This window comes from Microscilla marina ATCC 23134 (assembly GCF_000169175.1).
In the GTDB taxonomy this organism is placed as follows: domain Bacteria; phylum Bacteroidota; class Bacteroidia; order Cytophagales; family Microscillaceae; genus Microscilla; species Microscilla marina.
This window is the reverse complement of the sequence record NZ_AAWS01000013.1, coordinates 182,527-204,566: the sequence shown is the minus strand read 5'-3', so window position 1 is coordinate 204,566 and position 22,040 is coordinate 182,527. Positions and strand designations below refer to the sequence as shown.

Sequence of the window (22,040 nt, the reverse complement as noted above, 5' to 3'; positions counted from 1 at the left end):
CCCTTAATTTATTTTGATAAAATTCTTACTTCTACCCTTCTATTAAGCGCTCTGGACTTTTCGTCTTTTTTACGACTCAGCGGACGTTTATATCCAAACCCTTTGAGTTTTACCCTTCGGTCGTTGATTCCTTTTTCTGACAAATATTTTTGTACAGACTTTACCCTTTGCTTAGACAAGTTCATCAGGAACTTCTTATTACCAAAAATTTCAGTGTGTCCTTCAAGGCGAATCCTCATAGTAGGGTTTTCTTTCATTGCTTTGGCCAGGCGATTCAATTCTGGATAAGATTCTGGCAACAAACGAGCACTACCTCTACTAAAGAATATATTGTTTAGCCTTACCAATCCGCCCGACTCTATAGGTACCAGGTACAAATCGGCAACAATTTCTGTATATTTAGTAATTCCTTTGAGGTCAATGGTCGTGTCTACCGATAAAAACCCCTTGGCTTCTGCCAATAATGCATACTTTTGCTCCAGAGGCAATACTACCTTGTATTCTCCTGTTTTGGGGTTTGACCGTCCCCTACCTACATTTTTTCCAGTAGACAAAATCTCGTACTCGATGCTTGCGCTGATAGGCTGTTTGGTTTTTGCGTTGAACACCCTCCCTTTTACCAAAGCTACTGGTTTAGGCTTGTTTGACTCTGACAAACTTACTCTAAAAATATCACCACTACCAGCAATTGAACGATGGTAAGTAATATAATAGGCAAAATCAGCCTTGGCAGGAATGCTAAAGTATGCATCCCATTTGCTGGTGTTAATCTCAGGTCCCAGGTTTTTAGGAGTACTCCAGTTTGACCAACTATCATCTAAACGACGAGTTACGAAAATGTCGTTTGAACCAAAACCACTAAAGCCTGAAGTAGAATAGTATAGTGTTACTCCATCAGCAGCCAAAAAAGGCGATGTTTCACTTTCAGCCGTATTTACTCTACTGCCCAGGTTTCGCGGCTTCGACCAGGTTTTACCATCCGAGTTTAAGAATGATACATAAATATCTTTACCTCCCCTTGTGTCGGTTTGTTGTATTGTCATTAACAATACCTTGCCATTTGGTGACAAACAAAACTCAGAGTATTTGTTGAGGTTTTTATAGCCATTAATAATTACTTTTTCGGGGCGAGTCCAATTACCATCTGCACCTCTACGGGTAATTGACAGACCTTTTACCAGTTTACCATCAGGACGGTATACATTGTTTAACAACATGGTATTACCATCGGGAGCAATAGAAAAAGACGAATTGTGGTGTTCGGTGTTAATGGGGGGACCCATATTTTTGGCAAGATCAAAGTTATTGTCAGGTCTTAGGTTGGCATACCACACATCTTGCTTGTGCTCTTTACCAATGTTTTGGGGGTGCTTGGCTCTGGTAAAATAGATAGCCGAACCATCAGGGGCTACTACAGGAGAAATCTCGTCATAGCGAGAGTTGATATTGGTACCCAGGTTAAGTGGTTTAGACTTTACATTTAATTTTTTTGCCAAATTAATTTTTGCTTGTACCGGGTCATTTGAATCTGAAATAGCAATGGCGTCTATCTGGTTATAACCAGGCACACGGGCAGTGTTTAAGGTAACTTTTACGCTTTTTACCTTATAGGCTGTTTTTTTAACAAAAAAATGAAAAATACGACCGCTTACTGTAAGTGGAGCAACATTGGTATTGCGATAAAGCAAATGTTCTCTGCCAGCCTCATCGTACACATATATATGAGTAATGGCTCCAGGGTTATGATTTTCGGCAATAGCCACCTGGCTTATTTGCATAGGGTTGGCAAAACCTACTTTGATCCACTCAGGGGTAGCATTTTTTGACTGAGCCGGTGACCAGGCACATTTGCTACTGCCTAACGCAGGTAATTTATTAGGGATGCCCAATGCTTGTTTTGCCCGAAACTGATGTGGTTCGGGTGACTTAGATTCTGGGTTTAATTCTCTACGCTCAGACGAAACACCCAACACACTGGATGCCCACTGAACAGTTTGAGCCTGTATGAAAGTAGTGGTGAAAAAAAATAAAACCAGTAGCCAAGTTTTTTTTGTAGTTAATAAGTACATCATACTTTAGGTTGGTTAGGCTATACCAAAAAATAAGCCTTTTATCAGTTTAAAAATTATTCAATCCACGTTGAAGGGATAGGATGTAATTTTAAATGTTACAAATACATATTTCAAGCAAAAATATACAATTCCTGATACATTTTGTAAAAATAAATTTACAATGCTTATAGAATGCTAAACTAAGCGGGTAAAGCTATAAAAAAGGGTAATGAAATCCAACTTAGCCTAAGCATTGTGGCATATATGCCCTAACAAAAATAATCTGATTTGTAATTATGTTTGTTATAAACACATTATTTTAACGCTTAGTATGTAACTTGTAAGATTACTTGCGTATTTTTTGGGTAGGTTGTTTTTCGAGGTCAAACAAATCATTTAAAACATCAATTAAAGATTCGGCATCCCCTCTTTTGCAGGCTGCCTTGAGCTGTAGCACCGGAAGCTTAATAATTTTTTGCATGAGGCTTTTGGTGATTTTTTCCAGTTTGTCCGACTCATTTTGAGTAAGGTCTTTCATATAACGTTCAAGCTCTTCCTGGCGAATTTGCTCAAGCGACATTTTTATTTTTTTAATGGTAGGCGACACTTCCATTTCTTTTGACCACTCACCAAACTCGGCTATAGCCTCATTGACAATTGCCTTTACATCAGGAATTGCCTGAAGGCGACGCTCAAGTGCCTTAGACGCTTTATTGTTGATATCATCAATGTTGTATACCACCATTCCAGCCAGATCTTCTATTACTGGCTCTACGCTTCGAGGCACGGCAAGGTCTATAAAATACTTAAACGAGTGTAGGTCTTGTTGGCTCAAACTCTCTTTAGTAATAAAGGGTTCGTTAAGGGCTACCGAAGAAATGACAATGTCTGCTTCCAGAATGGCTTGCCTTACATTTTCAAACGGTATCACCTTTGCACCACACTCCGCAGCAAGTTTTTCGGCTTTTGCCAAGGTACGGTTGCATATCGTAATATCATTGATAAAGCTGCCTTCCAACGACCGACTCACATCGGTACCTATTTCGCCTACGCCTAATACCAATACTTTAGGGTCACGAATGTCATTAGCAAGGTCTTCTATCAGTTCTACTGAAGCATAAGAAGTGGAGGCTGCCCCACTGCGAAAATTTGTTTCTTGTACTACTCGTTTATTAGTAAAGAAAATAGTGTGCAACAAACGGTGCAGAAACGGTCCGGCTGTACCTATATCGGCTGCCCACTGGTAAGCATTTTTTACTTGATTAGAGATTTGCATATCGCCCACCACCTGAGACTCTAACCCCATAGCTACACTAAATAAGTGATGTACTGCTTCTTGCGAATTGTTAAGGAGGGTAAAGTATTCGGTATAGTTTTGAATATGCGGGATATTCTTTAAAACGCCCAGTTGTTGAATTACTTCAGCAGAATAATCCTGTGACGAGGTATAGTACACTTCAGTACGGTTACAGGTAGACAGTACCAACATATCGGTCATGTCTTCCAACTCTCTAAGTTCACGCAACAAAGCCTTGCAATCATTTTCATTTAATGACAAAGCTTCACGAATATTGATTGGAGTGTTTTTGTATGATAATGTAACAGATTTGAAGTTGTTATACATATGAGCCGCACGATTATTTTTCACAAAAGTAATATCTAATTTTTCAACATAGAAAGTAACAGAGCCACACCCTACTAATTTAGATAGATTCCAAATAAGGGCTTGTGTTTTTTAGTCTTTAAGTTTGACTTATTAAAGATGTTGCAAGGAAGCCAATTCCCTCTGATAAGAAAATGATATATGTCAATTTTACTTGGTTTAACACCCTGAAAAGGCTTTAAGTTTGTTCGTTATGTACGATTTTATTACATCACCCACTGGTATTTGTCCAATCAATTGCCCTTTTGACTAGGCGCTTGGCAATGTAAATATTCGCATGTCCAAGTCTTTTTATTAGCTTTAATTTTGTATTTTATATTTACGTATACCATTTTAGTTTTGATATTTGCAGGCTCGACTCTTTCTTGAAGAAGCACACAGAGGTTTTATGGATATATACAACAACAAATCGAAGTTTAAGGTTGGAATAGTAGCTATTGCTTTGCTGCTTGCTGGGGTGTCATTATACTATACCAACACATTGGTAAAAAAACTTGAACAACGAGAGAAAAGGTTGATTGACTTGTATGCCAAAGGGCTGGAGTTTGCTGTAGATGAAAAAGTAGGGGATGAACTAACATTTTTGATGCAAGAAATAGTAGGCGCCAATAACTCAGTTCCTATGATTTTGACTGATGAGAAAGGTAAAATTATCAATTCACGTAACATAAAATTACCCAGCGAGCAAAATAGCTCCATCGAAGAACCCCAAAAGCTACTGTCGGTAGGCGAAGCACAAAAGATTGTCGAGCAAGAGGAAAAGATTCTTCAAAAAGAGCTTGCCATTATGAGAGAAGAAAACCTACCTATAGTAGTCTCATTTCTGGGTGAAAAAAACTACATCTACTACCGAAACTCTGACCTGTTAGAGCAACTCCGTTACTATCCTTATGTACAGTTTGTTGTCATTGTTATCTTTGGTTTGCTTACCTATATGGCATTTAACTATTCACGTCGTGCCGAACAAAACCGGATTTGGGTAGGGCTTGCCAAAGAAACTGCCCACCAACTGGGCACACCTATTTCGTCGCTCATGGCTTGGGTAGAATACTTGCGTCTGGATGAAACCGCTGACCCAATAGTAGCCGATGAACTCGAAAAAGATGTGCAACGTTTACAAATGGTTACGGCGCGTTTTTCAAGCATAGGCTCTGAGCCTACCCTCCAGCCAGAAAATATCTCAGTGGTGGTGCAAGGTTTTATGAACTACCTGCAAAGGCGTATTTCCAGTCAGGTAAAGGTGAGAGTAAAGGATTGGCTTCCTCCCGAAAAAATGGTCAACATGAACCGTTATTTGTTTGAGTGGGTCATAGAAAACATTTGTAAAAATGCAGTAGATGCTATGGCAGGCCGTGGAGAACTACGTTTGCGCTTACGCGAAATCCCAGAAGGAGACGTAGTAATTGACATTACCGACACAGGCAAAGGGATGAACAAACAGCAGGTAAAGCAAGTGTTTAACCCTGGTTTTACTACCAAAAAACGCGGCTGGGGGCTGGGGCTAACACTTGCCAAAAGAATTATTGAAGAATACCACAAAGGGCGTATTTTTATCAAAACCTCAGAGGTTGATAAAGGCACCACTTTTAGCATTATTCTGAAAGAAGGAATACCCGAAGAGGAATAAACTCACTTTTAACTTATTTTCAATATAATTTTACCTACGTTTTTGTTGGCTTCCATATAACGATGTGCCTCGGCAACCTCGGTCCAGTCAAACACCGAATCAATGACAGGTGCTATTTTACCTTGGGTTATTAATGGAATAGCAAACTCAGCCAGGTCTTGAGTAAGCTTTATTTGATAGTCTTGGCTACGTGCTCTTAAGGTAGACCCCATCACTGACAAACGTTTACGCAGCATTTTGGCAAGGTTAAACTCTGACACTTTGGTGCCCCCCATCAAAGCTAATATCACCATACGCCCGTCTACTGCCAGGGCTTCTATGTTTTGATGAAAATATGGTGCAGCAATAAAATCAATGACTACATCAACCCCTTTGCCTTGGGTAAAGTCAAGGGTACGCTGCTGAAAATCCTCCGTTTTATAATCAATGGCCAGCTCTGCTCCCAAGTCGAGGCAAGTTTGGTGTTTGCCCACTGAGGCAGTCACTACCACCCTGGCTCCCATTGCTTTGGCAAGTTGAATAGCCGCAGTACCTACCCCACTGGCACCTGCGTGCACTAGCACCGTCTCGTTGGGTTGAACACGGGCAAGCCAGCGTAACGCCTGAAATGCCGTCAGAAATACTTCTGGAATAGCTACAGCTTGCTCAAAAGTAAAACCTTGGGGCAAAGGCATGGCCATATATTCATGAATAACAGCATACTCAGCATAGCCCCCTCCCTGCACCAAACCAAACACTTGATCACCTGTTTGCCAACGACTTATGGCACTTCCTACCTCTACTACTTCTCCGGCAAGCTCAAGCCCCAAGATAGGGCTGGCTCCAGCTGGTGGTGGGTACACTCCTTTGCGCTGGAGAGTATCGGCACGATTGAGCGCTGACGCATGTACTTTTACTAATACTTCATTTTTTGCAGGGGTTGGCTTGTCCCACTCTCCCAACCTAAGTTGTTCGGGACCACCAAATTCTTTGATAACTACAGCTTTCATTTTTATTTTATCTAAATCGTAAAATTCATAGAATACCAAGCAAATCCACTCTGGATATTCGCAATCTAAGGTAGTTTTAACATATATTTGAACAAAATCTGTGAATAGTTTTCGCTGCTCACCTTGTGGTGGTCAAATACCAACACAGGAGGTGGCTTTACTGCATTTTTTTATTACCAAAATACTAAACAACTGATTTTCAGGCAATGTAAATGCATAACATCCTCTCTTATAAACACTTGATGAATGGTTCCTCAAATTTTTAAAAACTTGCTCCAACTGGTAGGTGGTGGTGCTATGGTGATGGTTATAATTGCCATTATCCTTTATTTACTTCAGGTTATTCCAACCAAAGCAGTGACAGGTTTTATTGTCTGGACGCTAGGCGGCGCCAGCACAGGGGCTTTATTAGGGCTAGTATATTCTCATATATTCAATAAATAATAATCATATAACAATGAAGCAACTATTCTTACAAACCTTTTTTTGCTTGACCTATTTTTGCTTGTCAAGTATTTGTGAAAAGGCAATGGCTCAAAAAAAACTGAGCATTGATCAAATCATGGAGGGGGAAAAATTTATTGGCTATGCTCCCTCAAGAATATTCTGGGCAGAAGACGGCAGCAAGGTTTACTTTCACTGGAACCCTAAGCAAGCTCCCCAAGGAGCACTGTACGGGGTAAAAATACGTGATGGGAAAGTAGTGGGTAAACCTGAAAAGATAAGCAAAAATGAACTAGCCAATATGCCAGACAGATTTGGCAACTACAACAAAGCCCGCACCCAAAAAGTGTATACTCAAAACGGGGATGTTTATTGGCATAAAAACGGTAAAATACGCCAGATTACCCATACTACAGCACAAGAAAGTAACGTGAGTTTTTCGGGGGATGAAAAGAGTTTGGTTTACCAACAAGGGAATAATTTATTTGAATGGAGCTTGAGCGATGGTAGCCTTAAACAACTGACTAACTTTAAATCGGGTAATCCCAGGCATAACAAAAAAACCAATAAGCAAGACCAATGGTTGAAAGACCAGCAAATGGTGCTGATGGATGTCTTGAAAAAACGCCAAAAAGAACAAGCATTTAGGAAAAAAAACCGACAAACTCCCCGTCCCAAACGCCCCAAAGTAATTTACCTCAAAGGCAAATACGTAAATAATTTGCAACTGAGTCCTAGCAAAAATTTTGTTACTTTTAGGTTGTCAAGTTACCCCGATCGCAAGCGTACCAGTGTCATGCAATTTATTACCAAATCGGGCTATACCAACCCGGTAGACCAACGCCCTAAAGTAGGCAGCCCCCAAACAAGTTATGCATTTGGTATATTTGACCTAAAGGCAAACAAGGTGAAAATGGTCGATTTTGAGCAATTGGCGGGCATCTATGATTTACCTGCTTATTATAAAGAATATGGTCGCAAACCTGGCAAGAAAAAAGCCCGAAAAGTAATTCCACACTCACCTATTTGGTCGGCAGATGGTAAAAAGGCAGTAATGGTCATTCGTTCGCAAGACTCTAAAGACCGTTGGATTGTGCTATTAAACGCCAGCACTGGTAAACTTAAACTCCTCAATCGCCAACGCAACGAAGCATGGATAGGTGGTCCGGGCATCAGTTGGAACTTTTTTATGGGCAATGTAGGCTGGATGCCCGATAACCAACGGGTATATTTTCAATCCGAAAAAACGGGGTACTCACATCTGTACACAGTCAATGTAAACAATGGCAAAACCAAGGCATTGACCCAAGGAAAGTTTGAAGTGACAGAGGCTTGGATTTCCAGGGATAAAAAATGGTGGTATTTACGTACCAACGAGGTACACCCAGGAGTCTACCATGTTTACAAAATGCCTTTAAAAGGGGGCAAACGTACCCAAATTACCACTAAAACCGGGTTCAACAATGTGACCCTTTCGCCCGATGAAACACAAGCAGCAGTGTTATACTCTAATACCAACACTCCGCCCGAACTCTACCTGATGCCCAATAAAGCAAAGGCTCAAGCAGTAAAAATCACTGATTCGCGCACCTCTGCCTTTAAACAGTATGCATGGCTTGCTCCTGAAATAATTAGTTTTAAAGCCCGCGACGGAGCGACTGTATATGCCAGGGTATACCGTCCAAAAACTGCCCCTAAACAGGGTAAAGCAGCTATTTTTGTGCACGGAGCAGGGTATTTACAAAATGCCCATAAAGGCTGGAGCAGCTACGACAGAGAGTACCTGTTTCATAACTTTTTGGTGCAAAATGGCTATACGGTTATGGATATAGACTACCGAGGAAGCAGGGGCTATGGCAGAGACTGGCGCACAGGTATTTATCGGCACATGGGTGGTAAAGACTTGACTGACAATGTAGACGGAGCTAAGGTATTGGTTGACCGTTATAACATTGACCCTAACAAAATCGGGATTTACGGTGGGTCGTATGGTGGGTTTATTACACTGATGGCAATGTTTACTACCCCTGATGTATTCAAAGCAGGTGCTGCGTTAAGGTCAGTTACTGATTGGGCGCATTACAATCACCCTTATACCAACAATATACTCAACACTCCGGTGCTAGACAGCATTGCTTATGCCAGAAGTTCACCCATTTATTTTGCCGAAGGACTCAAGGGAGCCTTGTTGATGTGTCACGGAATGATTGATTACAATGTACAATTTCAAGACATTGTACGCTTGAGCCAACGTTTGATAGAGCTAAGGAAGGAAGATTGGGAACTAGCAGTTTACCCTATAGAACGCCACAGTTTTGTAGAGCCTACCAGTTGGGCAGACGAGTATAAACGCATTTTTAAGCTGTTTGAGGAAAACCTGAAGTAAGAACTTGTTTTTAAATTGTTTTGGCTAGGGCAAACATCTCCAAACTGCCCACTTAAACACCCTTACAACCTCTACATTTATACGCTCCTATTTTTAAGTTTGTAAAGTAGAGGTTTTAATGTATTGCGTTTGTTAGATAGACAATGCCTATTTCTATACGAGTGGCACTTCCTTAATGCCGTACTCTTCTAACACTTGCTGTTGGCTCAATTCTTCAGGTTCACCATTGGCACCAGTGCGACAAAACCGGGTATAACTCAACCAATGTTTATTTCTTACAATGTTGGCAAGCTCAAGATCAGTCAAACCAGTGTAGGCAAAAGCAAATTTATCGATGCCCTCAATTTTAGGTTTACCATCACTTCGCGCAATTCGATTACAATCTGAGTACATGGCTGCCATACAAGTTTTGGCGTTGTAGTTGTCCAAAGAAAACATAATAAAACGTTGGGCTATAGCCTCACCACTCAACCCTAATGTGGGCAAACGATGAATAGTTTCGGCTGCCTGAATAAGGCTCAGCCGATTGTCTGAGGCCTTCACTCCTGGCTCTATATAACCTCGCGATGACCATATATGGTCGCTTATAAAGCGTAGTTTGCCAGCGTATCGCTCATTTAGCTTTTGTTGCAATGCCTTGTATACCCGGTTTTGCCTACCCAAAAACAACACCACCTCTTGCTTATCAATACTTTGCTGGAGCTTGCGTAGGCGGGCTTGTTTGCGTTCTTCAATGTTTTTATCGAGTCCACGATATTTAAAAGCTTTGCTTTGCACTACTTTTTTGAGGCGTTCCAAGTCCTGTTCCTCACCTGATGCCTTAAGTAGCTTTACCAAATACCCCTCATCGGGCTTAAGCCACAAATGATCTAAACCTTGTTGGTCTAGTGTACCTTTGGTAGCATCTACCCATTCGTTGGGCCAGGTTTTTCGCCCGTTTTCACGGATAGTATAGGTTTTAAGGTATTCTTCGCAGGTGAGTAAATCCTGTTTTTTTTCAGGCAATAGCTCAAAGTGATACCCAAGCTCTTGGAGCGAATACCGAAGGGCAGGTAAATACTTCCACTGTTGGGCTTGGTGCCACTGCCATACATGGGTTTGAGCCTGGGGTTGCAAAGCAAATACTTCTTGTAATACTTTTTTGACCTGTTGCATACAGTAAATATGGGACACGTGTTAGAATTGAAACGTTTTTGTATTGTTCAACGAATAGACAACTGCAAGGTTGGTAAAGCTCACAAGGCCTTGCTAAGAACTGATTATATGCTATACCTGTCTACAATTGTCATGAAAAATATTTATAAAATAAGGCTGTTTATACTTTTATGTCTGGGCATATTTTTATGTGTCGCTTGTCTGAGTAGCTGTACTAATAAATCGGACAAAGAAACAGGCTGTGTCATGCCTGATTTACGCCCACTTAGTTTAGATTCACTGAATACCTGCAAAACACCAATTACCATTGATGTAAACTTGCCAGAAGGTGAGTATACTGTTATACAAACTCAAGAAAGGTTCAACCAACTAGTCACTCCATCGCAGTGTTTTACTCCTATAGATTTTTCAAAATATGAATTGGTCATTGGTAAAAAACAACTCAGTAGCAACCTGTCTGACTTGGGTTATGAGCTTGCTCAAAGTTGTGAATCTAACCTGCTCACTATTACCCTTAAAAAAGGCAGACTGACCATAGCACCTATTGTGGTATACCACCTGCTCATTCCTAAATCGAACATACACCCTACAGTGAAAACAGAAGTCATAGATTTGTAAACAGGCAGGTTTCAACACCTGCCCCACTTTTTTAGAGATAACGCTCCCGGATAATATTGCAATGGTGTAGTTCATGCCCTGGTATAATCAAACTAATTGCCCTCACCGACATGGTAAAACCATTGGCAGTCCCTTTACTGTTCAACATTTGCTCGTTGAAATTTTGAAAAAGTAAAATAGTAGAGCGACGCACTGCCGCAAGTTCCTGCGCAATACTCTCCATAGAGCGTTCGCTGGCATTGACAGCAAACACATAGCCATTTTGCTCAAAACCTGGCAAATCTGTTTTATCTTGGCGAGCAAAGCGTAACGCACGATAGGCAAATACTCGTTCGGTATCGAGCAAGTGTAACAATACTTCTTTGATTGTCCATTTATCTTCGGCATAACGATGATTTTGTTTTTCGGCAGGTAGGTTTCTTATCAATTTATGGGTAGCAGAGTGGGTGTTTTCTAATATTTGAGTCAAGTCATCGCCTTCTATCAAATCTATAAAAGGTTGATAATAAGCACTGTATTCCTGAGGCAATGGTTTTTGTATCATGGGGTATCAGATTAAAAATTATGAAGTGTTTTTTAATGCTTTTATGAAAAAATTATCCACTTTTTCATATAATCTTACTTGTGGCATTTTCTACCCAAAAAAGTGTGAATAATTTTTCAAGAAAGATCGTTTTAAACATCAATAAGCTAATTTTTAGCCAATAAAAAAAACCTCCCTGGCTTAAGAGCCTAAGAGGTTTTTAGAAAGGGAAGACATTTCTTGCCACTGTGAGTAATATAATAGAAGTACACCTGTTTAATAGAACTCTATTAGTTTTAATAAGCACTGTTATCGCAACAATGCCGTTAAAGGTGGCAGAAAGCCCTGTATGATATTTTAATATATGCTATCTGTTCTTTGTCAGCTTATTAGCAGCTGTATTAGAATATAAGTAGAGCCTCATCAGGGTTAAAGTTAATCTGGTAATAACGATTGGTATAGTATGATTTTGATTAAAAATACAATACTATTAAGAGGAAAGACCTAACAATTATAGAATTATTAGGTCTTAAGACTTTGGCAATTAGCTTTAACTTTAAAACAAAGTTACACCTATTGATGCACTTATCAAAAAACACTCGCTTTGGCGTTGCTCTTGAGCAGTCATAAATGATGGCCTTTCGCACTTTTTTAAGCCTACTATTTTTCTTTACAAAGAAATGCTACCGTGAAAGTTTTAAGCCTTAATTCACGTTTTTTTAAAACAATATTTTGATAACATTCCAATAACCCTAACATATCAAGGGCGTTTAGCCCAAATATGTAGGAGTGGCAAGTCCCATGACACACGCAAAAATATCCTATGTGCATTGCTCAATTCTGCGTTTTTTTTAACTCTTCTTATTTGTGGCATATATTGGTAACCTGCTCCTATAGTAAGTGGGGTATTTTTGAGTCCATAATTGATAGAAGCCCCTGGCGCCAGCAATTGTTTAAAGGTCAGGTCATCGGGTAAGGTTTGGGTTTGGTCATCAAACAAACGGTAGTTCATCATTGCTCCTAAGTCTATGATTTGCAGAAATACTCCCAACGAGCTACCACGATAAAACCGTTGGCGATTGTTTTTGGTAAAATAATCTTTGCTTGCTTGTCTTGGTTTACGGCTTGAGGTAAACCCAATGGTGTACTCTAACCCTAATGGGATGGTAAGCCCGGTATTGAGTCCCCAGGTATCGGTTTTTTCTAACAATTCGCCACTGGCATAATAACCCGCATGGGCAAGTAACTGACATCGTGCGCAAAGCAGTACGTTTTTTAAGGTAACTACTAGAGGTAGCAATGACTCGCCCGATCAGGTCACGCATTTGGTTTACATCTTTGGCGTTGACTACCCCAATCATAAAGCTGCCATACCGATCAAGCTTGGAAAGCATTTTTGCATAAGAGGTATTTTGCTCAGATTGGTTGAGCATTTGTAACAAAATTTTGCTCAAATTAGGAATAAGGTTGTTGTACTCTTTCTGGTGGATAGACTTGTATACATCCAAAGTTTTTTGCAAAATACTTTCGCTGCCTGCCACCCCATTTGCCGTTAGTCCCTTACCATCAGGAGCCGCAGGGTTAAGCACCGAATGTGTCATTAACTTACGGTCAGCGGTTTGCAACAAGTTGGCAAAGTGTTGCATATAGTTGCCATACTCCTGGTCGTACAAACTTTTGCCTTTGCTTTTTTCAAACTCTTGTATTTGAATCAGCTCTTCGTATACTGGTAAAATGTTATTGAGCAAGTACCGCTTGCATTTGGTAGGGTGTGCCTCATTATTTACTGAAACTTTGGCTTTCATATCGGCAAAAACCTGGGGTGAAGTTTGATATAATAAGCCTACAAAAATACCCATTTGTGCTGCACCAAGTCGATTAAACTGCTCAAAATTGATCCAGGTATTGCCTGTGGTATCGCGTAGATTGGTTTGCAATACGTTGAGTTTGTGCAACAAGGTGCCTACTTTTTGGTGGTTGCCATCAGGGTTCTGAAAATACTTCATGTCCAGGTAGTTCATCAAGTCTACCGGATGAAACTTATTGATAAGTTTAGAGGCAATGTCATCGCCCAATTTAAGGTGTTGGTATTGGGGGTTTTTCTGGAGTTTAAAGGCAAAGTCACTGGTCAAAAACAAGGCTTTAGAAGCTGCCTCACTATGAGGAGTTTCTACATATTGCACAAAGTTTTTGACAATGTTTTGCAAATCTTGGTGAAAGACTTCTTTCCATTGGGTACCCAACGCCGGAAAACGAAACGGATCGCGGTTTTTGAGTGCTTGATAGGTAGTAGGAAACAAAATCTGTAACTCACCTATTTTGCTTAAGCTTTTTTCGAAAGCATTAAAAAACGACAAGGTGACACCTTTTTTAAATTCAGCTGCAATGTATTTGCTAATGCCTTGATAAAAGTCAGCGTTTTTGGTTCCGGAAAAGTTACTAAACTTTTTGAACGATGAAGGAATGAGTGAACCTATTACAGGCAATGACCCATCTACTGTTTGGGGGCGCTCAGCCTTAGACGAAGTAGCCAGTTTTTTCATGACCACCTTTAGCACAGCAACGTTGAGTTTGTGCTGATAAAGACTAAAGGGTTTTTTAATAAAGTTAGTGACTAAATTGACCTGCTGTAGCTCTTGTGGCGTAAAGTATACCACGTTTTTATACTGATTGAGTAAAGCAATGTTTTTTTCGTTTTGGGCAAGATACAAAGCATCATAAAAAGCATTTTGGGCAAAAGCCTTGCTTGCCAGCAAACTCACCGACAAAATGAGTAAGAGTAAGGATTTATTCATAAGTAAGATAGTTCGATTAAGACCCCATTATTCTCTGAAAAGTAGGCATTTCTGCCGAAAAGTTGCATAACCCAAGCATAATTTTACCATTCATAAACTCAAACTTACCTTTCGTGAAACCAAACCACTTTTGTAGGTTATCTTTAGGTACTTTTGCAGGTCACTAAAAAAAGCAGTTGAAAAACAGGTGGTTTTTCTTTTTAATGAAGATTTATTTTATCTAACTTGACTGCTTAAACAGGTGATCAGAAAACTTGCAAAACCTATGCACAAACAAGACCACAACGACCCAACTAATCAACAGGAAAATACAGTTCAACAGAAAGCTCAGGTTGACAAAAAGCAGCCAACACAGCTTAAAAATCCTCAGGCTTATCAAAGTAAAGAAGGATTAAAGCCTCCTCCTCCGGCAACCCATGGAGAGAAAGGTCCTATTCCAACCAAACAAAGTCAACAATCTAGCTATCAATCGCCACAAGGCAAAAAGCCACCCATTCGGGCAAAGCACCGCCCCATACAAAGAGCCTCCAAAGGCTCACAAAAAACAAGTAATCAAAGTCTACCTGAACCTATCAAAAGCTCTGCTGAAAAGAAAGGGGGCGTAAAACTGGATGATGTCAAATATTTTGAAAATTCGCCCAAACCTGAGGAATACAATGCAGAAGCCATTTCTACCGGAGGAGAAGTACATACCGCCCCCGGCAAAAAACACCACCTTGCCCATGAAGTATGGCATGAGGTTCAGAAAAAACAACATAGGGTAAAAACTACCAAGACAACTAAAAACCCTGTAGATGGTGTCAAGACAGTAAACATCAATGATGACCCATCGCTGGAAAAAGAGGCAGATGACAAAGGAACTGAGATTCAAAAAGAAGTAGGAGAGGTTACTCCTGTAAGCAACCCTTTATCTTCTGGTGCCTCTTCTAAAACGAAATCGCCTACCTTAGAAAAAAGCAAGTCTAAAGAAAAAGAACAACCCAAAAGTGGTGAAGGGAAAAAGATGGGTAAAACGTCCAACAAGGAAACAAAAACTTCTGTTCCTTCATTGAAAGAGGCACCCAATGGAGAAAAAAGCCCCAACGATTCCCCTCCTTTAACTACTGACCCTTCTACTGTATCAGGCGATACTACTCAGGAAAACACACCAACCACACCTTCTTCAGAAAAGACCTCTAAAGAAACCACCGGACAAAAAAAGAAGACCAAGAAAAAGAAGACCCAAAAGCCTTCAAAAGATACTAAACAAGGCACTGGTGTTGTGCAGACAAACAATGGGGGGCAAGGAGAGAAACCTGACAACCAAAATAAAAGCGAACCAGTAGTAGCCTCAGAAGCCTATATTAAATTTAAGGCAGTTGTAAGTCAGCAAAAAACACACATTCAAACATCGCAAGAAAAACGTAAGCAAGACCTGCTAAACAAGGGCGCTGCAGCCAGACAAGCTATTCAAGCTGGTGTTGATGGGCAAACTCAAAGGATGAGTGCCAACTATGCCAAAGCAACCCAACAAGTACAAGAAGATACTCAAATACGTAAGGCTGAAATAACTAAAGACCGGGACGAAAAAATTGCTTTAATCACCAGTCAAACCTCTGTCCGACTGGAGGAGTTGGCAACCAAAACAACTGAAAATAAAAATAAGCTTACCCAAACTGCCGAAAATAAAGCACAAGAGGTGTTGGCTATAGGAGAAAAAGAGGCGCAAAGAGCCTTGAACATTACCCAGAAAAATAAAAACCGCTTAAGTAGTTTGGCAAGACTCAAAGTTAAAATCATTCAAAAAGAAGGTGGTAGCCAAGATGAGATTGCGGGTTTTCTGGAAAACATAAGTAAGCTACAGCAAGAGTTACAAACCTCTGGCAGTGAAATAACCTCTATTGCTCGCAGGGATGCAAAAGAAGCAGCTGATAAATTCAGGAATGAAGCCATGGAGATGTTGCCTGAATTTGACAAATCTCATCAAGAAACCATTGCCCAGATCACTAAAGAAGATACAGGCGCCAAGCAAAACTTGCAGGACATGGCAAACAAAGCTTTTGCGCGGCTAGATGAAATAGCTGAGGGAATGTTGGCTCAACTAAAGAGCAGTGAGGCTGAACAAGTACCTTTGTTACACCAGGTAGCCCAAGGGGCCATTGCTCAAATAGATGAGGCCATTGGTATTGCGCTGCAAACGTTGGATGAACAAACCAGACAACAAATAGCAGAAATAGATACATTTGTTGCAAAATTTGATATTGCCAGTGGGTACAGTCCTATCTTTGGTGAGCTAGAAACTGAGGTAAACAACAAAGTACAGCAGTTTGCCCAAAAAATGGACGATTATTCGGGCGGTGTAACCACAGGCATAGGCGAAGCTGCTACACAAACGCAAAAAGAGGCCACGACTCAGGTAACAGCTCAGGAGGCAAAGCTCCTGGATTTGACCACAAAATATACCCAAGAAACCAACAAAATAACCCAGGAGGTGCAAACCCAAAGCACCGAACTGACCAAAAAACATGACACAAGATTAAACGAGATTGTAATTGCACTTACCAGCGAGCATCAGCAATCAATCAAAGAAGCCGAAACCAAATGGTCTGCCGAAGTGAACGATTATGCCCAGCAAATAGCTACCAAAGTGACCAAGGCATTGGACAAACAAGACGATGCCATACGAGAGTTTATCAGGGATTTGGAAAGTGAGGTAGGCAAAGGACAACAACGCAATGATGGTGAATTGCTTCAGGGGTTCTTCTCTTGGCTTGCCGATGCGGTACTCTCGTTTTTTGAGGGCGTTTGGGGAATGATTGTGGGCTTTTTTGAAGCTGCCTGGGATGCTTTGAAAGCAATTTGGGCGTTTATGCAAACTGCCTTGTTTTGGATCATCGTGGCGGTGGCAGTGGTGCTTATTATTATTGCTGCGGTGGTGCTTACTATTGTAACTGGAGGAGCGTTTTTAGTCGCATTGGTTACGGTTTTAGTAGTGGTAGGCAAGGCGTTGTTGGTAATAGGGTTAATATTTGGTGGAGCCAGTGCTGTTTACTCTTTATATTTGGCATTTACTACCGAGGGACTATCAGCTTATGAAAGAGGTAAGTTGTTTGGCAAGGCTTTGTTTGACATAGTACTGATCGCTATAGACTTTGCCCCAGCAGTGAAGGCAGCCAAATGGTTTCAATGGCTGGGTAAGTTTGGACAAGTAACCGACAGGGTAGGCGATGTAAACACTGCTTTGCGCCTGATAAGAAAGGCAGACAGCATTGAAAATCTTTTGGTGGTGTTAGACCGGGTCAATGACGGGCAACAGGCGCTGTCATTACTATCAAAAACAAAAAACACCGCAGTACTTCTTGAACTTTTGGAAAAAGCCGGTAATGCTCAAAGATTGTCGTATTTACTGGGCAAAGTAGACAATGTGAAAACACTCACTGCCTTATTGGATAAAGTAAGTAACGCCGAAAAACTTCCTTATTTGCTCAACAAGGTACAAGATACAGAGGCTTTGCTGGCATTGTTTGACAAGGTGGCAGACAGCGAAAAGCTGTTGCAGATGCTGGACAGAACAACAGACCTTAACCAATTGGTTACCTTGCTCAACAAAGCCAGTGACCCTGAAGCATTGTTTAAGCTACTCTATGAAATAAGCGATGCGCAAAAGCTTTCGTTGTTGCTCAACAAGGTGAAAGATACCAAACACTTGACCAGCTTGTTGAGGGAGTTTACCAATGCAGACCGCTTGCTCAGGTGTTTGGACAAGGTAGTAGATGCGGCTCAACTGGAAAGAGTGCTTGCCGCAGCAGGCAGAGATACGGCTAAGGTAGAGCGTTTATTAACCAGCTACGGAAGTGGCGCTCGTGTAGAAGCTTTGATTGCACTGGGGGCAGATGCTCATCGTTTGGACAGGTTGGCAACAGTTTTACGAGCTTCAGGACCAGCTAATGCCCTAACGGGAGGGTTGAGTAACTCCACATTGGCTAATTTAGCCCAGTTTAATATTCTGCCAGAGTTAGAAAATGCAATATCATTACAAAACTCAGGAAAAGTAAGCGGTTTAGATGATTGGATAACTTTTAACGCCAACAAAGACTTAGTTGCTCTTGAAGATGCTTTGATAGAATTAAAAGAAGCAAGACGAATGTCAGGCGAATACGCTGGTGAGACAGTTCACCTAGGTATGGAACAACACGCCCCTACTTACCCAGGAACAACTAACCCTGCACCACAATTTGACTTAGCATCATCTAATGCAGCAGGCACAATGGTAAGGGGTACAGAGATTACAAAAATTACTAAATTAATAAAAAGTGCCAAGGATAAAGAACTAAAAGTAGCAGTTCGCCATGGTGCTGATAAAGCAGCTACACGACAATCAATAGGAATTCCAATCGCTGGAACTCGTGAAGTAACAATTCAGATGGCACTAGAGATAGGGACGACTAATGGAAGAACCAATGTAACTAGGTTAGCAGATGGTACAGTACAAATTGTAAGGCCTGACACAGGTGATATACTTAGAACTACCAACATCTTTGATGATTTCACAAACCAAATCTCTGGTATATTGAATATTCAACACCTAGATAAAATAAACTTTTTAGACCGAGCCAACAATGTACTGGCTATTTACGAAAAAACAGGCGCTAACTGGGTTAGAATTAGATAAAAAATGAACACCATTCAAACGTATGATTTTCCGGGTAAACAGATTTCTATGGAATATGTTTTGCCCACCACTATGCAATCTCTTGAAGAGGTAACCAACATAGGTTTAGACGCTATTGAGACGGTTACAAAGAATAATTTTGAGTTTTTCTGTGCAGATATCACACTCGGTTTATTTGATCACGAGTTGTGGTATCCCGTAGAAGATTTGCCCGAAGAATTTGCCACTTGGATGCTTAAAACCAGCCATACTCCTGAGCAAGTAGTTTGTAAGCCATTTTATACCAAGCAACAATTGAAAGAGGTCGATTGCTTGAGCACTGCTGAAGTATTCGATGCTATACACTATATTACTCAAAAAACACCCAATGCATCTTCTGAACATGCCCAGGTTTTCTGGCAAGACATTTCTTTCCGGTCTTTGCGTACCTTACTTCCTGATTGGAACCCGAACCTGCCACTGATGCTTCAAACAGGTAATAAGGTGTTTGAATACCCTACTAAAACAACTAATAAAGGTACTTTTGTAAATGCTCCGATGGATTCCTACATTTTACAATCACCTGCAAGTCTGGTGCTTGAAAATGATGGAGGCAATAGCTTAACTTTAACCATTTATTTATTGTGGTCATGCTGGACAGAAAAGCAGATGCCTGGGGCAAAGTTAATTGAAGAGAGGGTAAATCAACTTAAGAATAATGGTTGGCAGTTAAAATTATCTACGGTACCTTTTATTGGCTCATCAACATAAAAGTAGCTTTAATTTGTGCAACAGATGATTCATATCTATGAAAACCCTTACCAATCTATTCGTTTGAAGTATCAGTTTCCTGAAGATGCTGACCAAGTAAAACAAATAGATTTTGCCAAAAAAATGTTGGAAGCGGTGTTTAAGCTGACTTTTTTTGAACCACTCAAAATCGACTTACGGTTGGCTTACTTTGATCCTGAGTTTGATTCAGAAGTAACAGAAGATGCACCTCAGGCGCCTTTTTGGATGTTTAAACAAACCCACTTGGCAGAAAATGTAAAAGCAGAGGCCTATTGGATCAATGAAACAATCACAAAAACAGCCACCATTACTTACCCCAAGGCTATTGATTGGGTAACCAATGCCTGTAACGCCAACCTACCCCAAAACGGGTCATCTGTGGGAGTAAGTCAAATGATCTTTAGAACCAATCGTTGCATTTTGCCTGCTCAGCATCAGTCAAAAAACGAGACTATATCAGTAAAAGAACGTGCACACATTTACCAGTGCCCAATAGAGCATAAGAATGACCAAGTATGGGTTACAGGTGCCATTTCCCCTTTTTCGTTGTATGCTCCCGTAGAAGTGATGGTATCTAAACAGTATAGTGAAATCGAGTTGGACATATCATTTTACTGGAGCATTTATGATTTTAACGATTCAACTCAAGCAAACATAGTCAATGTCCCTGTTCAGGAGTTATTAAAACAAGGTTGGCGGTTGGCATAAGCACTAAGGTTTGCCCCCCACAAACCACATTTTAGGCTTATATAATACAGGTCTACTCCCTAATTACGGTTTGCTCTCGGCTACACGAGTACTTTTGAGTATTGATTTAAACAATTGTTTGAGTCATTTTAAATCTCATTTTTTAACTAAGTAATGGATGAAAAATACCTCCCGATGAATCGGGATTGTAAGCTTTCAATTGAGGGCATGATCTTTACTACTGATGCTTTGTTACCCTGGCAGTTCCGCCGGGACGGTGAGTTTTTATTGCCCATAGTGCTGCTCCGAATCAAGTTCGGATGCAAGTACTACGAACGCAAAAAGGTGGCTTACCTCAGCAGCAAATTTCTATCTCCAAATGGATACTTTATTTTTTAACCATTACTAAAAACCAATTTTCATTATGAAAGTTAACCGTAAAACAAAGTTGAGCAAATTAAACAGTGAATTGTTCGACGGAGAAAAACTAAACAGTGCACACCAACAACACATCAAGGGTGGGCAGAGAATTCCGCTTACTTGTCGCCTTATAGAAGTTACCGACAGTCACGACGGAATTGACCCAAGACTTGAGTGTATTCAAAATGGTGATTCTTGCTAATATGTGGTAAGTAACCTCAGGCAGTCAGTGTGCTCATCGTAGCATACTGCTGCTTGGTTCTAAAAAGTTTAATTATTATATCCACAATCCCCATAAGGGTAGCACTGCCTATTAGCAACTATGCTGAAAAAACAAAATAAAGCGTATAAAGCAAGGATTCTCCCCTACCTTACACGCTTCTCTAAAATTATAATGCTTAGGTTTATACTTCTACACTTTTGCCCAAACCAAAGTCAGCGTCAAGCATTCCATGAAAGTCTTCTAACGTCATGCTTTGACGTGCCTGCCAAAGTTGTTTGGCGTCTTCACCAGCTACATACTTCATTTGGTCGCTTTCACTAGTGGCTGCTTCATAAATTACCTCAGCAATTTGGGCTGGTTCAGAGTAGTGCTCACCCCGGCTTGGATCCATAAAGGCAGCAAAAGCCTTTTGTAAAGTCTCATCGTAGTCTTTAATGTCTGTATCGGTATTGGTCATTACCAACGAACGCCCGGCAAAATCTGTTTTGACCCCACCTGGCTCTACCAAACGTACCTTGATATTGAAAGGCTCAAGCTCAAACCTAAGCGATTCGGTGAAACCTTCCAACGCCCACTTAGTACCGTGGTACAAAGAATTGAAAGGCAGGGCAATCAAACCGCCAATAGAAGTAATATTAACAAACATACCTGCTTTGCGCGCTCTAAAATGAGGCAATATTTCGCGGGTAACCCGCATTACACCAAACAAGTTGGTATCGTATTGACGCGCTATTTGCTCTTCGGTAGCGGTTTCAAAGGGACCCGCCAAACCATAACCTGCATTGTTAACCACTACGTCTATACCGCCAAAGTCTTGAATGGTTTGGTTGATGGCAGTTTTTACCGATTCGTTGTTAGTCACATCCAGGGCGTATAGCTTCACGTTGTCTAACTGGTTTAACTCATTTTCGTTTTCAGGACGGCGCATCGTGCCTGCTACTTGCCAACCTTTTGACTGAAAAAACTGAACGGCTGCTTTGCCTATTCCTGAAGAACTTCCGGTGATGAGTACTGTTTTCATCTGTTAAGTATTTTTA

The 22,040-nt window shown here is 40.7% G+C and carries 16 protein-coding genes; 8 read left to right on the top strand and 8 right to left on the bottom strand.

Annotation, left to right across the window (positions count from 1 at the left end; all coding sequences use genetic code 11):
- Positions 1 to 8: 8 nt before the first annotated feature.
- Positions 9 to 2,072, bottom strand: a complete 2,064-nt coding sequence (locus M23134_RS14290) for an OmpA family protein (RefSeq protein WP_002697265.1) — start codon at positions 2,070 to 2,072, stop codon at positions 9 to 11.
- A 325-nt stretch (positions 2,073 to 2,397) separates the two neighbouring features.
- A complete protein-coding gene (gene hemA / locus M23134_RS14285) occupies positions 2,398 to 3,675 on the bottom strand; it encodes a glutamyl-tRNA reductase (RefSeq protein ID WP_002697264.1) in 1,278 nt (425 codons plus the stop codon).
- A 427-nt stretch (positions 3,676 to 4,102) separates the two neighbouring features.
- Here hemA and M23134_RS14280 point away from each other — a divergent pair, with 427 nt between their 5' ends.
- On the top strand, positions 4,103 to 5,341 hold the full coding sequence (locus tag M23134_RS14280; RefSeq protein WP_002697261.1) for a sensor histidine kinase: 1,239 nt from the start codon (positions 4,103 to 4,105) through the stop codon (positions 5,339 to 5,341).
- Between the two features lie 8 nt (positions 5,342 to 5,349).
- On the opposite strand, the gene M23134_RS14275 is transcribed toward M23134_RS14280, so the two are convergent.
- A complete protein-coding gene (locus M23134_RS14275) occupies positions 5,350 to 6,330 on the bottom strand; it encodes an NAD(P)H-quinone oxidoreductase (RefSeq protein ID WP_045113608.1) in 981 nt (326 codons plus the stop codon).
- A 246-nt stretch (positions 6,331 to 6,576) separates the two neighbouring features.
- On the opposite strand from M23134_RS14275, the gene M23134_RS14270 reads away from it, so the two are divergent.
- On the top strand, positions 6,577 to 6,774 hold the full coding sequence (locus M23134_RS14270) for a hypothetical protein (protein ID WP_002697256.1): 198 nt from the start codon (positions 6,577 to 6,579) through the stop codon (positions 6,772 to 6,774).
- Positions 6,775 to 6,787: 13 nt separating this feature from the next.
- Positions 6,788 to 9,160, top strand: a complete 2,373-nt coding sequence (locus M23134_RS14265) for a S9 family peptidase (protein WP_002697255.1) — start codon at positions 6,788 to 6,790, stop codon at positions 9,158 to 9,160.
- 153 nt (positions 9,161 to 9,313) lie between these two features.
- On the opposite strand, the gene M23134_RS14260 is transcribed toward M23134_RS14265, so the two are convergent.
- Complete coding sequence (locus M23134_RS14260) at positions 9,314 to 10,315, bottom strand: hypothetical protein (RefSeq protein ID WP_002697253.1); 1,002 nt, start codon at positions 10,313 to 10,315, stop codon at positions 9,314 to 9,316.
- Between the two features lie 132 nt (positions 10,316 to 10,447).
- Between M23134_RS14260 and M23134_RS14255 the strand changes: the two genes are divergently transcribed.
- Positions 10,448 to 10,933: a hypothetical protein gene (locus M23134_RS14255; RefSeq protein ID WP_198145021.1), complete on the top strand. Its 486-nt coding sequence runs from the start codon at positions 10,448 to 10,450 to the stop codon at positions 10,931 to 10,933.
- Positions 10,934 to 10,964: 31 nt separating this feature from the next.
- Here the strand turns inward: M23134_RS14255 and M23134_RS14250 are convergent, their stop codons facing one another.
- The 3 genes from M23134_RS14250 to M23134_RS14240 all read right to left on the bottom strand — a co-directional run bounded on the left by M23134_RS14250 (position 10,965) and on the right by M23134_RS14240 (position 14,251).
- Positions 10,965 to 11,477 (bottom strand): DinB family protein, encoded by a 513-nt coding sequence (locus tag M23134_RS14250; protein WP_002697246.1) that lies wholly within the window; start codon positions 11,475 to 11,477, stop codon positions 10,965 to 10,967.
- Positions 11,478 to 12,216: 739 nt separating this feature from the next.
- On the bottom strand, positions 12,217 to 12,666 hold the full coding sequence (locus M23134_RS41150) for a hypothetical protein (RefSeq protein ID WP_157558484.1): 450 nt from the start codon (positions 12,664 to 12,666) through the stop codon (positions 12,217 to 12,219).
- Complete coding sequence (locus tag M23134_RS14240; RefSeq protein ID WP_002697242.1) at positions 12,575 to 14,251, bottom strand: hypothetical protein; 1,677 nt, start codon at positions 14,249 to 14,251, stop codon at positions 12,575 to 12,577. Before M23134_RS14240 ends, M23134_RS41150 begins: the two co-directional genes overlap by 92 nt.
- Positions 14,252 to 14,516: 265 nt before the next feature.
- Here M23134_RS14240 and M23134_RS38140 point away from each other — a divergent pair, with 265 nt between their 5' ends.
- The 4 genes from M23134_RS38140 to M23134_RS14215 all read left to right on the top strand — a co-directional run bounded on the left by M23134_RS38140 (position 14,517) and on the right by M23134_RS14215 (position 20,982).
- Positions 14,517 to 18,902, top strand: coding sequence for a hypothetical protein (locus M23134_RS38140; protein ID WP_002697240.1), 4,386 nt, complete (start codon positions 14,517 to 14,519; stop codon positions 18,900 to 18,902).
- A gap of 3 nt (positions 18,903 to 18,905) precedes the next feature.
- A complete protein-coding gene (locus tag M23134_RS14230) occupies positions 18,906 to 19,652 on the top strand; it encodes a hypothetical protein (RefSeq protein WP_002697238.1) in 747 nt (248 codons plus the stop codon).
- Positions 19,653 to 19,676: 24 nt separating this feature from the next.
- Positions 19,677 to 20,381, top strand: a complete 705-nt coding sequence (locus tag M23134_RS14225; RefSeq protein ID WP_002697235.1) for a hypothetical protein — start codon at positions 19,677 to 19,679, stop codon at positions 20,379 to 20,381.
- 403 nt (positions 20,382 to 20,784) lie between these two features.
- A complete protein-coding gene (locus M23134_RS14215; protein WP_002697231.1) occupies positions 20,785 to 20,982 on the top strand; it encodes a grasp-with-spasm system A modified peptide in 198 nt (65 codons plus the stop codon).
- 202 nt (positions 20,983 to 21,184) lie between these two features.
- Here M23134_RS14215 and M23134_RS14210 read toward each other — a convergent pair whose 3' ends face one another.
- Complete coding sequence (locus tag M23134_RS14210) at positions 21,185 to 22,024, bottom strand: SDR family oxidoreductase (protein ID WP_002697228.1); 840 nt, start codon at positions 22,022 to 22,024, stop codon at positions 21,185 to 21,187.
- Positions 22,025 to 22,040 lie beyond the last annotated feature (16 nt).

What these genes read in the sequence shown, in the direction of transcription:
- M23134_RS14225 (WP_002697235.1), top strand. Translation starts at nt 19,677, where the DNA reads ATGATTCATATCTATGAAAACCCTTACCAATCTATTCGTTTGAAGTAT.
- hemA (WP_002697264.1), bottom strand. Translation starts at nt 3,675, where the DNA reads ATGTATAACAACTTCAAATCTGTTACATTATCATACAAAAACACTCCA.
- M23134_RS14275 (WP_045113608.1), bottom strand. Translation starts at nt 6,330, where the DNA reads ATGAAAGCTGTAGTTATCAAAGAATTTGGTGGTCCCGAACAACTTAGG.
- M23134_RS14265 (WP_002697255.1), top strand. Translation starts at nt 6,788, where the DNA reads ATGAAGCAACTATTCTTACAAACCTTTTTTTGCTTGACCTATTTTTGC.
- M23134_RS14210 (WP_002697228.1), bottom strand. Translation starts at nt 22,024, where the DNA reads ATGAAAACAGTACTCATCACCGGAAGTTCTTCAGGAATAGGCAAAGCA.
- M23134_RS14230 (WP_002697238.1), top strand. Translation starts at nt 18,906, where the DNA reads ATGAACACCATTCAAACGTATGATTTTCCGGGTAAACAGATTTCTATG.
- M23134_RS14280 (WP_002697261.1), top strand. Translation starts at nt 4,103, where the DNA reads ATGGATATATACAACAACAAATCGAAGTTTAAGGTTGGAATAGTAGCT.
- M23134_RS14255 (WP_198145021.1), top strand. Translation starts at nt 10,448, where the DNA reads ATGAAAAATATTTATAAAATAAGGCTGTTTATACTTTTATGTCTGGGC.
- M23134_RS14240 (WP_002697242.1), bottom strand. Translation starts at nt 14,251, where the DNA reads ATGAATAAATCCTTACTCTTACTCATTTTGTCGGTGAGTTTGCTGGCA.
- M23134_RS38140 (WP_002697240.1), top strand. Translation starts at nt 14,517, where the DNA reads ATGCACAAACAAGACCACAACGACCCAACTAATCAACAGGAAAATACA.
- M23134_RS14215 (WP_002697231.1), top strand. Translation starts at nt 20,785, where the DNA reads ATGAAAGTTAACCGTAAAACAAAGTTGAGCAAATTAAACAGTGAATTG.
- M23134_RS14290 (WP_002697265.1), bottom strand. Translation starts at nt 2,072, where the DNA reads ATGATGTACTTATTAACTACAAAAAAAACTTGGCTACTGGTTTTATTT.
- M23134_RS14260 (WP_002697253.1), bottom strand. Translation starts at nt 10,315, where the DNA reads ATGCAACAGGTCAAAAAAGTATTACAAGAAGTATTTGCTTTGCAACCC.
- M23134_RS14270 (WP_002697256.1), top strand. Translation starts at nt 6,577, where the DNA reads ATGGTTCCTCAAATTTTTAAAAACTTGCTCCAACTGGTAGGTGGTGGT.
- M23134_RS14250 (WP_002697246.1), bottom strand. Translation starts at nt 11,477, where the DNA reads ATGATACAAAAACCATTGCCTCAGGAATACAGTGCTTATTATCAACCT.